Raw genomic sequence first — 14,520 nt, forward strand, 5'->3', positions numbered from 1 at the left:
CGCCATCTACACTGATTTTATCGATTGTATTTATAAGCGTTAATTTGCGTGGCACTCCACACTGTCGAAAGCAGGTGTTAATTCAATTGTCATCGTGGAATCAGGATATCCTTAACTATGGATTTTTATTTTTCCCGTTTTGAACATCGTCGGCCGCCTGAACCGCTCCAGTCGCCGCGCTGGGTAATAATGACCTGGCAAGTATTAGCGGTTGCCGCGCTTATTCTTGGTGCTAATTATATCTACTGGCGCTGGACAGCCTCGCTGAATACCGATGCGCTCTGGTATGCCATTCCGCTGGTGCTGGCAGAGACTCTGGCCTGGATCGGTACGGTGCTGTTTACCATTAATTTGTGGAAGGAAGAGGACCCTGCGCAAAATCCGCCGCCGGTTGAGATCAACGACTGCCTGAGACCCGAAGACGCAGAAGACGTAAGGCCAATCAAGGTCGACCTTTTCATCGCCACCTATTCCGAAGATGTGGAGCTGGTCAGGCTCTCGATCCGCGATGCCCTGAAAGTCACCTACCCCGGCCCGCTGGATTTTAAGGTGCACGTGCTGGATGACGGACGACGCCCCGAGATGAAGGCCGTTTGCGAACAAGAGGGAGCCAACTACATCACCCGACAGACCAATATCGGCTTCAAGGCCGGTAACCTGCGCAATGGGCTTGAACAGACCGACGGTGATTTCCTGGTAATTTGCGATGCCGATACCCGCGTTTTTCCGACGCTGCTGAGCCATACGCTCGGCTATTTTCGCGATCCGGACGTCGCCTGGGTACAAACCCCGCAGTGGTTCTTCGACCTGCCGGAGGGTGAAAACCTCTCACGCTGGCTGGGGCGCAGAGCGGGTAAAGTGGGCTACGGGCTGGGATGGCTGGCGCAGAAATTCATCGGACCGGTCACCGTTGGCCGGGACCCCTTCTTCAACGATCCGCGCATGTTCTATGACGTAATTTTACGCCGCCGCAACTGGGCTAACGCCGCATTCTGCTGCGGCGCAGCCTCTATCCACCGGCGCGAAGCGGTGATGCAGGCGGCGTTACGAAGCTATGTCTGGGCTGTCGAAGAGGAGATCGACCGCCATACCCGCGATATACGCGATCCCGTGATGCGCGAAACCCTGCAGGATGCCATGCGCCCACACGTTGCGTTCGATACCGAACTTACCCCCTATAAGTTTCACGTTTCCGAGGATATCTATACCTCGATCCTGCTGCATGGCGACAGCGCGCGTCGCTGGCGCTCGGTGATGCACCCGCGTATTGAATCGAAAATGCTCTCCCCGCAGGACATGCTGACGTGGATGATTCAGCGCTTCAAATATGCCGCGGGTTCGCTGGATATTCTTTTCCACGATAATATTTTCAGCCGCCGCCGCTTTAAGCTCTCGTTGCCGCAGACGCTGATGTACGCTACCACCTTCTGGTCTTACATGGCCTGCGTGTGGAATACCGTATTTCTGATCTCTCCCATTATTTATCTTTTTACCGGTATTCCGCCCGTCTCCGCCTGGTCTGAGCCCTTTTATCTCCATTTCCTCCCCTTTTTCATTGTCTCCGAGCTGGCATTTATGTTTGGCACCTGGGGCATATCGGCGTGGGACGGCAGGGCCTCTTATCTCTCGTTTTTCTCCATGAATCTGCGCGCGTTAAACACGGTATTGCGCGGGGAGCAGATTAAGTTTCACGTCACGCCAAAAGAGCGACAGACCGGCCGCTTTCTCTATCTGGTTAAGCCGCAAATCGCCATTGTCGTGCTTACCCTGGCAGGGCTCATCTGGGGAGGCATTCAGGTGGCGCGAGGGGAAGTAGACGACCCTTCCGGCTACGTCATTAACATCTTCTGGGGCGCGGTGAATATTGCTGCCATGCTGCCGCTGATCCTGGCCGCCATGTGGACGCCGGCTGAAGAGGAGGCGCAGCCATGAGAAAACGCGATGCGCTGCTGTCCGCCCGCAGTTACCTCACGATTTTGATCGGCTTTCTGCTGGGGTTCGCCATTGTTGTCTGGGTAGAAAAACAGATGCCAACGCGTGTCGAAAGCAGTGCGGGAATGAGCCTAAGTAATGATTTCCCTCCGCTTCCCGCCCCGCGTGAATTGACCTTTGACGAGGCTATCTGGGCGCGCGTGGCATGGCAGTATTATGTGAATAATACGCAGCCGAACGGCCTGGCCAACGCACACGATGGCGAACCCTGGTTCAGCCTGTGGAGCACCGGCAGTTACCTCTTTGCCATGATCGCGGCAAAGCAGCTCAATATTCTGAGCGACGACGAGTTTGATGAACGCGTCACCGCCGCGTTGTTTACCCTGGGCCAGCTGCCGCTTAATCCGCAGGGGTTGCCCGCTGCCTATTATCATGCAGACACGCTCCACATGCTGGGTAAGCCGGATCCCTCCGCGATAGGCATGGGCCGCCTGCTCAACGCCCTGCAAGCATTGCTGTGGCGTTATCCTCAGCACGCCGCCGCCGTGCGCGATCTCTTTAACCAGTGGAAGGTGGCGGCCTTAATTACCAACAACACCGCGACACAGGCCGCCGCGCCGCTTCATCACTGGGCGCTGGCGGTGGATGAGCCCAGAAACAGCTTCGGTTACCGCTTGTATGCCAGCCATACGCTGCGGCTCATCGACAGCGCAGCGGGGCTGGCGGTCACTAACCCGCCGGAGGGGCAGCAGATGATTGACATCGACGGCATCATGGTGCCCGACGAAGGGCTGCGCACCCCCTGGGGTCGTCAGCCCTCTCTGATCAGCCTCCCCTATCTGTTAACAGGCCTCGAACTGGGTTTTGACGTCCAGAGCGCGGAGATTACCTGGCGCATTATGCAGATCCAGCAGCGCCGCCACGGCCTGCGGGTCAGCAAGCCCCCTATCAGCACCGATTATGCGGAGCCCGCCCCGGACTATGTCAACGATCTGCCTGACCGCCAGCCGCTGCAAAACAGCGCCCTGCGCGATGCCACCCCCGAGCAGACGGCTATCACCTCTACCCGTACCGCCTTTGCCTGGTATGCACTGTTCCGCAATGGCTGGAGCGAAGCCTTGCGCCAGCAAGTGCAGAAATTGCAGGTACCCGGCAAGGGCTGGCAGCGCGGACTTAATCTCAACAGCAGCGTAAACGACATCGTAGACGGCGACACTAACGCCATCGTGCTCGAAAGCCTGGCCTATATCGTTCACGGTCAGATGCTATGTCTGGCCTGCCTCGGCCCCGCCAATCCACCTACTTCGTCAGCAGGAGCTAAGCCATGAAGCTGAAATCGTTACTCTATTTTCCTCTTCTGGCCGGGCTTATGGCGTGCTGGCTCACCCTCTCTGCGGCGCAGGCCGCCACCGGGCTACCGGCTTCCGAGTACGAACCGCGTAGCGGGGAGCTGAATGCGCGGGAGATGGCGATTGCCAAAAACGCCTGGCAATATTTTGTCGCCAATTACCAGCCCACCACCGGGCTGGTGAATGCCGTAAATAAATACCCCTCCACCACTATGTGGGACAGCGCCTCTTATATGGCTGCCATGACGGCAGCCCGTGAGCTGGGGATTATTGATAAAGCCGAGTTCGATCGCCGGATGCTGAAATTACTCGCCACCCTCAACAAGCTGGATTTATTCCGCAACGAGTTACCTAACAAGGCCTATAACACCATCACCGGGCAGAAGGTTAACTACCAGAACAAGCCTGGAGAAATTGGCTTCTCCGCGCTGGATATCGGCAGGATGTTGATCTGGCTGAAGGTGATTAAAGAGCGCTATCCGGAATACGGCAACAGCATCGATAACGTGTTACTGGGATGGAATTTCACCAACGTCATCAACCCCTGCGGCATGCTTTACGGCGCTTACCTGGAAAATGGCCAGCCAAAGTATGTCCAGGAGGGGCGCCTCGGCTACGAGGAGTATGGCGCGGCGGGGTTCTCGCTGTGGGGCTTTGGCACGTGTCAATCCAGCCAGCCTCAGCCCTATGAGCTGGCAGAGATCTACTGCGTGATGGTGCCTTACGATTCGCGCGATCCCCGTATGACCAGCCAGCACAACTATGTGGTCACCGAGTCTTACGTCCTCTACGGCCTGGAGTTTGGCTTTGATAAGCCCGAGGATCGGGATAACGCCCCGCGCGACTACTCGCACCCCTGGATGAAAAACTTCGCTGACCGGGTCTACCAGGCCCAGGAGAACCGCTACGCGATTACCGGGGTGTTAACCGCTCGCTCCGAGCATCAGCTCGATAAGTCCCCCTACTTCGTTTATGACACCGTCTTCAGCGACGGCTTTAACTGGAACACCATCACCGATAAAGGCCAGTACGTACCCAATACCGCGGCCATTTCGCTGAAGGCGGCGCTGGGTATGTGGGTCTTATGGGATTCGCCTTATACCGACCGCCTGCTGGACGCCATCGAAAACGCTAACGAAGCGGACAAAGGCTATTACGAAGGGCTGTACGAAAACGGCGATGGCCCCATTAAAGAGTTCACCGCCAATAACAACGGCATCATGCTGGAGTCGCTGCTGTTTAAAAAAGAGGGCAAATTGCTGAAGTTCAATACTGACAACCCGAAAAACCGCGATTTCGCCCCTTCGCTCTGGGACAAAAAGCTGGTGGATCTGTTTGAGCCGAATAACACCGCGCGCAATCGCCCCTTCCTGAACAGTACGCCGGCCGTCAAAACCTGGTGTGAACAGACCGGCACTACGCAGCGGACAAAACCCGCCTGCCAGGCTTGCCAGTGCGCCTCTTGCAACGCGGACGCGCCCGTTAAATTACCCCCGGTGACCGCGCAATGCTTAAAACCCTAGCCCGCACGCTGGCGGTCTCTGCTGTGGTATTGGTCGTCCTGCTGGCGCTGTTCAGCCGGGAGGGCGCCGGGTGGCGCTGGTTAACCAAAGGGGGCTGGCACACCACCGCGCGTATCGATGCCCTCACGCCCCAGGAGCGGGAGTGGGCGCGTATTGCGTGGCGCTATTTTGAAAATAATACCCAGCCGCAAACCGGGTTAGTCAACGGTAGCGACAAACAGCCGCGCGTAACCTTGTGGCAGATGGGCGATACGCTTATCGCCCTGCTGGCCGCCCGGGATCTGGGACTGGTTAACGAGCCTGAGTTTGATGCCAGGCTGACCCGCCTGCTGGGCACGCTCAATCGCCTGGCGCTAACCGACACCCGTACGCCGGGCAGGCTTTACTCCACGCAGACGGCGTCCCCCATTGATTTCAGCGGTAAGCCAGCGAAGAGCGGCTGGTCGGCAAAGGATATGGCGCGACTCATGCTGGCCCTGCGGCTCACCGCTGAGCGCGCTCCTCAGTATCGCGAGTATCTGGATAAGATCATTCTGCGCTGGAACTTTTGCCCGGTCATCGACGACGAGGGAGAGTTGCGCTCTGCTTCAATGCAGAACGGGCAGCCGATGATTCGCGACGAACTCCGTCTCGGTGAGAGCGAATATGCCGCCAGCGCGTTTCGCCTGTGGGGGTTTGCTCCCGACAAGGCGCTAAACCCGCCGTCGCAGCATGTCATTCTCTTTCAGCGTCGGCTCGCCGTTGATGCCCGCGACCCGCGCACCACCTGGCAACCCTCGCTGCTGACCACCCTTCCCGCCATGCTACCGGGGCTGGAGTTCGGCTGGCAGTTGCCCGGCGTCTCCTCCGATCTGCAAAAAACGCTGCGTACCCGCGCCGAAGGGATATGGCTCAGCCAGAAAACGCGCTGGGAGCAAGATAAAGTCCTTACCGCGCGCGCCGACTTTTACCTCACTCAGGCTCCCTGGCACGTTGAGGATACCGTCTGGGGGAATGGCTATGCCTGGAACACGCTGGGAGACGATGGAAAATATTATCCCCGGCTGGCACAGGTGTCGACCAAAGCAGTTTTTGTGCTCTGGGCGCTGTGGGATAACGACTACACCGACAGCCTGATGGCAGTGACTCGCCATCTCAGTCGCCCGCAGCAGGGGTGGTTCGAAGGTCGCGTCGAGGCAACCGGCGACATTAACCCCACCCTCACCCTCTCAACCAACGCCATGGTGCTGGAAGCCCTGCTGTACAAACACAACGCCGGGCCGCTGTTTGAAAACGGTCTGGTGGATAACGCGGGCTATTTCTCTCGCCGCACGTCAGATACTTTCAACCCGCCCGGCCTCTGTCTTCCGGGTGAACGGGCCGCGAGGGCCACGCCATGAAATTCTACCGCGACCTCTTTGAGGCAAGCCTGAACCGCGTCATCGCCGGGCACGACAGAAAACGCTTTTTCGAGGCCTTCTGGGACACCTTCATTCATATGTCCCCTGAAACGGAGCGGCACTTCGCCCGTCGCCCGGAACAGGAGGGCCAGCAGATGATCTACAAAAGCTTCTTCGCCATGCTCGCGGTCGACGGCGTGCTGTTTGTACCCGATTTTCTCGAACGGCTTGCCCGGGAGCAGAGCGATGAAGGGCTGCGCCTGCCTCCGCGCTTTTTTGCCCTGTGGCGAGAAGCGATGCTCAACACCGTACGCACCCGCGACCCGCTCTGCGACGAGGAGATCATCACGGCCTGGGCGATGGCGATAGCGCCCGGTCTGGAATATCTGCGCCGCCAGGCGGAGCTTCACTATCAGGCGGGAGACGACTAACTATGCCATCCACCTCTCCTTTCGATCTGAACGCACTGCCCATGGGGGTGATGATCTATGATGCGGCGGAACGCCTGCAGGGCTGGAATGACAAGATCACCCTCTATTATCCCGTCATTACCCCCTGGTTAGCCGTTGGCGCCACGCTGGAGAGCCTGGCCGAGAAATTTATTGATTCGGGCTATCACATCGATCCCGTCCGTCGCCGCACCCTGCGCGACGCGATCATCCGTAACTGCCGTCAGCCGAACCACCGTGAAGTGCGGCAATCCGGAAACCGACGGCTCTATGTTCAGCACCAGCGACTTAATGATGGCGGCATTATCAGCCTGCATACGGATATTACCGGGCTGGATGAGGCACAGCGCTCACGCCACCAGCTACACGACGATTTTTTACTGACCGCAGAGACAATCCAGATAGGCATCTGGGACTGGCAAGTCTCCCAGGACAGCCTGCAGGTCAACGATACGCTGCTGGCGATGGTGGGCCAGTCGCGCGTGCAGTTACACTACCCGCTGCGCTTTTTGCTGAATCTGGTTCATGCCGAAGATTTGGCCACCCTGCGTAACGCGATGACCGCCTCAAAAAAGGATCACATGCCTGTTTTTGAATGTGAGATACGCGTTCAGCATCCGACCCAGGGCTGGCGCTGGATGCTCATCTCAGGCCAGGTTGTGACCCTCAGCATGCAGCAGGAGGCCGAACGCGTTATCGGCACGCTGCAGGATATTACCCGGCGCAAAGAGGCAGAGCTTCTCGCCATTGAGGCGGCGAAAGTCGCTCAGGAGGCCAACGAGGCGAAAAGCGCGTTTCTCGCCAACATGAGCCACGAAATCCGTACCCCGATGAACGGGATCCTCGGCATGACCCAGCTCTGCCTGGACACGCCGCTGAATCCAGACCAACGGGAATACCTGACGCTGGTAATGAGTTCGGCCCAGTCGCTACTGCACATTATCAACGACATTCTCGACTTCTCGCGCATTGAGTCGGGCAAGATGTCGGTCGATGAAGAACCGCTGGAGATCCGCCCTTTCGTTCAGGCGTTGATTCGTCCACATATGCCCGCCGCCAGTGAAAAAGGCATTGAGCTGCTGGTGGATATCGCCCCGGCCGTACCGGAAGTGCTGATGGTGGATGGCCCGCGGCTGCGTCAGATCCTGACCAACCTGCTGGGTAACGCGCTTAAATTTACCCATCAGGGCGAAGTGCTATTGGTCATTGAACCGGGCGCTGAACCCGATCAATGGCGCTTTCGCATTCGCGATAGCGGGATCGGCATACCGCCGGAGAAGCAGAAAAAAATCTTCGAGGCCTTCAGCCAGGCGGACAGTTCCACCACCCGCCGCTACGGCGGTACCGGGCTGGGATTAACCATTTCGGCCCGACTGGTTAGCCTGATGGGGGGAGAGCTCAGCGTGCAAAGCGAACCGGGAGTGGGCAGTGAATTTGCCTTCACCCTGGTGCTGCAAAGCCAGCAGGCTGCGCCGACCAGCGGCGATACCATGACGGGCTTTAACGGCGAACGGGTGCTGGTGGTTGACGATAACAGTACTAACCTGCGCCTGCTCGATACCATGCTTCGCCAGATGAACCTGACGCCGACCTGCGTGAATAACGCGAAAGAGGCGTTACGTCTGGCTGGCACCGACGCTGGCTGGCCGCTCATTCTGCTGGATGCCCAGATGCCGGATATGGACGGCGTCTCCCTGGCGCTGGAGATCACTGTCCTGCCGCAGGGTGAGCAGAGCCATATCATCATGCTCAGTTCAATGAGCCGCCATTTTGATGCCAATATGCTGAAACGCATTGGGATCGCTCATTATTTGCATAAGCCCGTTGCCCATCGCGAACTCTATCACGTCATTGCCAGCGTCCTTGCCCCCGCGCCTGCTACGGCTCCGCCGCCGACCGCCGCCGAGCCGGCCACAGAGGTGGGTGGACTGAACATTCTGCTGGCAGAGGACAACCTGGTGAACCAGAAAGTCGCCAGGCGGTTGCTGGAGCGGCTCGGCCACCGGTGCGAAGTGGTGAATAACGGCCGGGAAGCGCTGACGCGCTGGCGCGAGCAGCCCTGGGATCTGCTCTTTATTGACCTGCAAATGCCCGAAATGGACGGTGAGACCGCCCTGCGCCTGATTCGGGAAGAGACGCGCGCGCAGGGGCGCAGCCACCAGCCCGCCATCGTGATGACCGCCCATGCCATGCAGGGTGATAAAGAGCGTTGTCTGGCGATGGGCTTCGATGGCTATATTGCCAAGCCGGTGAATCAGGAAGCCTTGCAGCAAGAGATCGCGCGCGTTGGTGTCGGGATCGATAAGGGACTGCCGGACGAGGCGCGCCTGCTCAGGCAGTGTGCAGACGATCCTGACCTGGTGCAGGAGCTGCTGCTGTTATTCAGTACCGGACTTGACGAGTCGATAGCCGCCATCGTGCAGGCTATCGACAACGACGATCGCGAAGCGCTGCGCCAGGCGGCGCACAGGCTGCGCGGTGAAGCGCTCACCCTCGGCTTCACCGGCCTGACCGAAACGCTCCAGCAGCTTGAGAGCGAGGCGGCATCGCTGGATCTGGCCGGGCTAAGCGCGCTACGACGCGAGCTTCTCGATGAGGCCGGGCGCAGCGCGACATGGCTACGCCAGCGGGTTCAGGAGGTAAAACATGATCCGTAAATTGCTCGTGCTGCTGATGGTCACTCCTCTACTGGCGCAGGCCAGCCAGCCCGTCACCTGGTCGCTGGCAGGTCAATGGCGCGTACATGATGCTAACGACGAGACTTTCGACGGGGTGAACACCCCGGACCGTCACTGGCGCGCTATCCAGGTGCCCGCCAACTGGTACAGCGCCGGATATGACCACCAGGGTGCCCTCTGGTACCGGCATGAATTTTCCCTTCCCGAACGCGCACCCGATACCATGGCGACGCTGGTCTTTGACGGCGTGGACTATTACGCCGATGTCGTACTGAACGGCAAAGCGCTGGCCCGCCATGAGGGGTATTTCCAGCGTTTCCCGGTGGACGTCAGCGACACGCTACGCCGCCATAACCGACTCGCCGTCAAGGTGAACAGCCCATGGGAAGATCCCAAAACCGTCTGGCCGCTGCACAAAACCCAGATGAAAGGCATCCTTAATCAGCATGACACCCGCCCCGGCGGCGCGTGGTCTGAGCACGGGCAGGATGCCAACTCCGGCGGGATCTGGGCGCCGGTGAAACTGCACCTGAGCCGCGGTGTGACCATAGACGACGTGATTCTGCGCCCGGACTGGCGCGACGGACTGGAAAACCCTGTTTTGCGCGCCGAGATCCGCTACCGGGCCCTCGCGGCCGGCTCTGTGACGCTGCGCCTCTCAGCTACGCCAGATAATTTCAACGGCCAGCGCATTGAGCAGACCTTTTCGGTAAACCTGACGCAGGCGAACGGCAAGCCCCAGAGCCTGAACGTCAGCCTGCCGATGAAGGGGGCCAGGCTGTGGTGGCCAGCAGGGTATGGCAAGCCAAACCTGTACCGGGTCCGCGCCACGCTGGTGGATGACCAGGGGGTGATGGACACTGCCGTCACGCGCACCGGATTACGCAAGCTGGAAGAGCAGCCTGACAATCAAGGCTGGCGCATTAACGACCGACGGCTGTTTATCAAAGGCAGTAACTATATCGGTTCCCCGTGGCTCGGCACCCTGACGCGCCAGAAATATCGCCGGGATTTCACGCTGCTCCAGAAGATGAATGCTAACGCGATACGCGTGCACGGGCACGTAGCCGGTCGCGCCCTCTATGAAGTGGCCGATGAGATGGGGCTAATGATCTGGCAGGATGTCCCTCTGCAGTGGGGCTACGACAACAGCGACGCCTTTGCCGATAACGCCGTGCGGCAGACTCGCGACATGATGGCGCAGTTCGGCAACTCGCCGGCAATCATCGTCTGGGGCGGCCATAACGAACCGCCCTGGAACTCCCCCTGGATGGAAAAACGCTTCCCGGACTGGAATAAAACCCTGAACCAGACGCTGACGACCCGGGTGGCCGATACGCTGGCAGAGGACCGTTCGCGCATTGTGCACCGTTTTTCCGCCGTTGAAGAGCACTACTGGGCCGGATGGTACTTCGGCACCCCGCGCGACCTCCTTGCCCCGGCGAAGACCGCGATCATCACCGAGTTTGGCGCCCAGGCGCTGCCCCGGCTGTCGACGCTAAAAACCATTATTCCTGCTGACCTGTTATGGCCGAAAAGTACCGCAGCCGACGACCCAGGCTGGACGCGCTGGAAATACCATAACTTCCAGCCCTTCCAGACCTTTAAATTTGCGGGAATACCGCGGGGCAACAGCATTCAGGAGATGATTAAGAACACCCAGGAGTATCAGGCGCAACTGGTGGCCATGGCCGCCGAGAGCTATCGTCGGCAGCGGTATCAGCCTGTCACAGCCCTCTTCCACTTTATGTTTGTGGAAACCTGGCCCTCAATTAACTGGGGGGTGGTGGATTATCTGCGTAAACCGAAAGCGGGTTACTATGCGTTGCAGCGCGCTTATCAGCCAATTCTCCCCTCCATTGAACCCCTTAGCGCAACCTGGCGCGTGGGGAGTGAGGCCAGAATAGGCCTGTGGGCGATTAACGATAGCTGGGAAGCCTGTGACGCCTGTCGCCTGACGTGGCAGGTGAAGCAAAACGGACGCGCCCTGGCGAAAGGGAATATGACCCTGACGCTCCCTCCCGATTCGGGTAAAAAGGTCAAGGAGATCGCGGTGACCCCCACCAGCCAACACAAGGTCACGATTGAGTACCGTATCGAGCATCAATCGGGTGCGCTCGCGGGGCTAAACATGCGAGAAGAGAACGTTGCGGCGCAGAGCGCGCGTTAAGGCAGGGTGAAATGGGTAGTGCGGCCGTTCTGGAGAACGCGTTAGTGAATCTCCTCAGCCGCATCCTTTCATGCAGTGCAGCCTTAGCGGGATGATTTTGGCCGCAGGTTTTCATCAAACACCAGCCGCTGACGTCCCGGCTCCACTTCCCGCAGCGGTTCCACCTGATGCAGGGTACGCTTACAGCGATCCACCAGCACCTGATACTCCCGGGTGCCCTGCTTCTTCCAGGCCATTTCCTGCTCCGTCAGCGCGCGGATAGCTTTCGCCGGGCTGCCGATAATCAGGTACCTGGCGGGCATTTCCGCCTTCGCTTTCACAAAGGCCGCCGCGCCGACAATGCTGTTTTCGCCAATCACCGCACCGTCCATGATCACCGCATTCATCCCCACCAGCGCATTTTTGCGGATAACGCAGCCGTGCAAAATGGCGCTGTGGCCGATATGTCCGTCCTCTTCCATAACGGTATCCTGCTCGGGAAAGCCGTGCATCACGCAGTTATCCTGCACGTTAGCCCCGTCTTTCACCACAATGCGCCCGAAGTCGCCCCGCAGGCTGGCATTGGGCCCGATATAGACCCCTTTGCCAATAATCACATCGCCAATCAATACCGCAGTCGGATGAACATAGCTCTCTTGCGCCACGACCGGCGTCAGACCATCTATTTGATATACAGGCACATAACCTCCGTTACGCGCTGGTCAGGCCGCCAAAGCGTTGCCAGTAAAGCGAACCCGGCGCAGGCAGTTCACCCACCGTGGTCTCGCCCTTTTCACTGACAAACGCCAGCGCCCCGGGCGCCACGCGTTGATAAATGTTGATGCAGAGTTGTCGCGCCGTTTGCCCCGCCCAGTGCGGTGGGAGCAACTCCTCCGGCAGCAGCGGATCTTTAAGGATCACGCGACGGTAAAAATGGATCAGTAACAGCTGGATCTGAAAACAGCGCTCAGGCGTTAACGCCTCCGCAGAGGCTTCGCGCAGCAGCGGCAGTAGCGGCCTGAACGAGTCGATAAAGCTTTCGTACATCAGGTTCTGTTCGCTTAAATGCCAGCACTCTTCGACACGGGCGCGCAACGCGGCACGAGAAAGCGCCAGGGGGGTGTGCGCTTCAAAACAGATGACGTTATCTGCCACCCCCGCTTCATGCAGCAGCGACTGCACGTCGGCCAGCTGCTGGGATGGCGAGGCCATCAGGCTCGGTGCCAGCGTGCCAAACCCCTGCCAGATGAGCTGCTTTTTCACCTCATTGAGGGTGGATTTATCCAGCCCCTCTGACAACAACAGCAGCCACTTACCATCCCAGGCGGGCTGTTCCGCCCGGTAAATTTTGTGTTCAGCGCGGCGGGTTAAACGCAGCCCCTTGTCGCTCAGTCGATAAAAACTGCGACGTCCAATGCGCGCCACGTCCAGCCAGCCCTCTTTGTTCAGGCGAAACAGTGCGGTACGCACAAAACGTTCACCAAATCCCATTCCCTCAAGCAGCGCAGCCAGGCTACCCAGCCAAATTTCCCCGCCACGATGGGAGAGCGCATCGCCATACAGGGAGGCGATCAGTGAGGTTCCGCTCACGGGTACAGAACTGACCGCATGCTGGATAAAGTCGTCGAGTTTACTCATGTGATTCATTCTGCAGTTATTATGAGTGAGGATGAATCATAGCACAGCCGAAAAGCGTCTGGCCCGCCCCTAAAAGAGAGAGGGCCAGCGTCAGGATTAGCCGTTGGCGGCCATTTTCCGCAGGTCGAATACGCGACAGGCTTTTCCTTCGGAACGTGGGATGCTGCCACAGTTCACGATAGTGACATCGGTCGAGATCCCCACCATCGATTTAATACGATGGCGCAACTGGTGGCAGACCTGGCAGCGCTGTTCATGGCTGAGCATCAGACTGCTCTGTTTCAGCTCGACCTTCACGCAAAGTGAATCAAGATGGCCGTTACGGTTCACTTCCAGCTGGTAATGCGGTGAGAGATGTTCAAACTTGACGATCTCCTCCTCCAACTGGGACGGGAAGACGTTAACGCCGCGAATGATGAGCATGTCGTCACTGCGTCCGCTAATGCGATCCATCCGCCGCATGGTGCGCGCCGTCCCCGGCAGCAGGCGCGTCAGGTCACGGGTGCGATAGCGAATCACCGGCAGCGCCTCTTTGGTCAGGGTAGTGAACAGCAGCTCGCCCTGCTCGCCGTCCGCCAGCGGGGTACCATCGTTCGGATTGACGATTTCGGGATAGAAATGATCTTCCCAGATGGTCGGACCGTCCGCGGTTTCAATGCACTCCATCGCCACTCCGGGCCCCATCACCTCCGACAGACCATAGATATCCAGAGCGGTAATGCCGAGGCGTTTTTCGATTTCGCAGCGCATCGCCTGCGTCCACGGCTCGGCACCAAACACCCCGACGCGCAGGGAGCACTGACTGGCGTCGCCACCCATCTGACGCTCCAGCTCTTCAATCAGATTCAGGCAATAGGAAGGCGTGACCATAATCATATCCGGCTGGAAATCACGGATCAGCTGGGCCTGTTTTTCGGTCTGGCCGCCGGACATGGGAATCACCGTCGCCCCTAAACGCTCGGCGCCATAATGGGCACCCAGCCCGCCGGTAAAGAGCCCGTAGCCGTAGGCGACGTGAATTTTATCTTTTGCGCTGCCACCCGCTGCGCGCAGCGAGCGCGCAACCAGATTGGCCCAGTTATCGATGTCATTCTGTGTATAGCCCACGACCGTCGGCTTTCCGGTCGTGCCGGACGAGGCGTGGACGCGCACCACCTGCTCCATCGGCACGGCAAAGGTGTCGAACGGATAGTTATCACGCAGATCTTGTTTAGTGGTACAGGGGAACTTGCGGATATCCGCCAGCTCTTTGAAATCATCAGGGTGAACGCCCGCCGCATCGAATTTGCGTTGATACATCGGGACGTTGTCGTAAGCGTGTTTTAGCGTCCACTTCAGACGCTGGGTTTGCAAAGCCTGCAGTTCATCAACGGAGGCGGTTTCAATCGGATCAAGCTTTGTTGTCGTTGTCATTGTAGGGTGC

At 58.7% G+C, this 14,520-nt stretch carries 10 protein-coding genes; 7 read left to right on the plus strand and 3 right to left on the minus strand.

The window, feature by feature from the left end; translation table 11 throughout:
• Window positions 1-117 precede the first annotated feature (117 nt).
• Genes B2Q93_RS13255 through B2Q93_RS13285 form a run of 7 tightly spaced genes read left to right on the plus strand, consistent with a single transcriptional unit; the run spans window position 118 to window position 11,480 of the window.
• A complete protein-coding gene (locus B2Q93_RS13255) occupies window positions 118-1,932 on the plus strand; it encodes a glycosyltransferase family 2 protein (RefSeq protein ID WP_212475808.1) in 1,815 nt (604 codons plus the stop codon).
• A complete protein-coding gene (locus tag B2Q93_RS13260) occupies window positions 1,929-3,260 on the plus strand; it encodes a DUF3131 domain-containing protein (protein WP_233803484.1) in 1,332 nt (443 codons plus the stop codon). Before B2Q93_RS13255 ends, B2Q93_RS13260 begins: the two co-directional genes overlap by 4 nt.
• Entirely contained in the window at window positions 3,257-4,804 is a 1,548-nt protein-coding gene (locus B2Q93_RS13265; RefSeq protein ID WP_414672035.1) for a DUF3131 domain-containing protein, read from the plus strand. The genes B2Q93_RS13260 and B2Q93_RS13265 overlap by 4 nt, the downstream gene beginning before the upstream one ends.
• A complete protein-coding gene (locus B2Q93_RS13270) occupies window positions 4,789-6,183 on the plus strand; it encodes a DUF3131 domain-containing protein (protein ID WP_233803486.1) in 1,395 nt (464 codons plus the stop codon). The genes B2Q93_RS13265 and B2Q93_RS13270 overlap by 16 nt, the downstream gene beginning before the upstream one ends.
• Complete coding sequence (locus B2Q93_RS13275) at window positions 6,180-6,614, plus strand: globin (protein ID WP_286933451.1); 435 nt, start codon at window positions 6,180-6,182, stop codon at window positions 6,612-6,614. The genes B2Q93_RS13270 and B2Q93_RS13275 overlap by 4 nt, the downstream gene beginning before the upstream one ends.
• Window positions 6,615-6,616: 2 nt before the next feature.
• Window positions 6,617-9,289 carry a hybrid sensor histidine kinase/response regulator gene (locus B2Q93_RS13280; RefSeq protein ID WP_286933452.1) on the plus strand — a complete coding sequence of 891 codons (2,673 nt, stop codon included), beginning with the start codon at window positions 6,617-6,619 and terminating at the stop codon, window positions 9,287-9,289.
• A complete protein-coding gene (locus tag B2Q93_RS13285) occupies window positions 9,279-11,480 on the plus strand; it encodes a glycoside hydrolase family 2 protein (RefSeq protein WP_286933454.1) in 2,202 nt (733 codons plus the stop codon). Before B2Q93_RS13280 ends, B2Q93_RS13285 begins: the two co-directional genes overlap by 11 nt.
• Window positions 11,481-11,563: 83 nt before the next feature.
• Here B2Q93_RS13285 and paaY read toward each other — a convergent pair whose 3' ends face one another.
• The 3 genes from paaY to paaK all read right to left on the minus strand — a co-directional run bounded on the left by paaY (window position 11,564) and on the right by paaK (window position 14,510).
• Window positions 11,564-12,160: a phenylacetic acid degradation protein PaaY gene (gene paaY / locus B2Q93_RS13290; protein WP_286933455.1), complete on the minus strand. Its 597-nt coding sequence runs from the start codon at window positions 12,158-12,160 to the stop codon at window positions 11,564-11,566.
• A 10-nt stretch (window positions 12,161-12,170) separates the two neighbouring features.
• Window positions 12,171-13,106, minus strand: coding sequence for a phenylacetic acid degradation operon negative regulatory protein PaaX (gene paaX, locus B2Q93_RS13295; protein ID WP_046885260.1), 936 nt, complete (start codon window positions 13,104-13,106; stop codon window positions 12,171-12,173).
• 87 nt (window positions 13,107-13,193) lie between these two features.
• The gene (paaK, locus tag B2Q93_RS13300; RefSeq protein WP_212475800.1) at window positions 13,194-14,510 is read right to left on the minus strand and encodes a phenylacetate--CoA ligase PaaK; all 1,317 of its coding nucleotides are present in this window, start codon (window positions 14,508-14,510) and stop codon (window positions 13,194-13,196) included.
• Window positions 14,511-14,520 lie beyond the last annotated feature (10 nt).

Source organism: Leclercia sp. UBA5958 (genome assembly GCF_002430365.1).
Taxonomy (GTDB): Bacteria; Pseudomonadota; Gammaproteobacteria; order Enterobacterales; family Enterobacteriaceae; genus Enterobacter; species Enterobacter pneumoniae.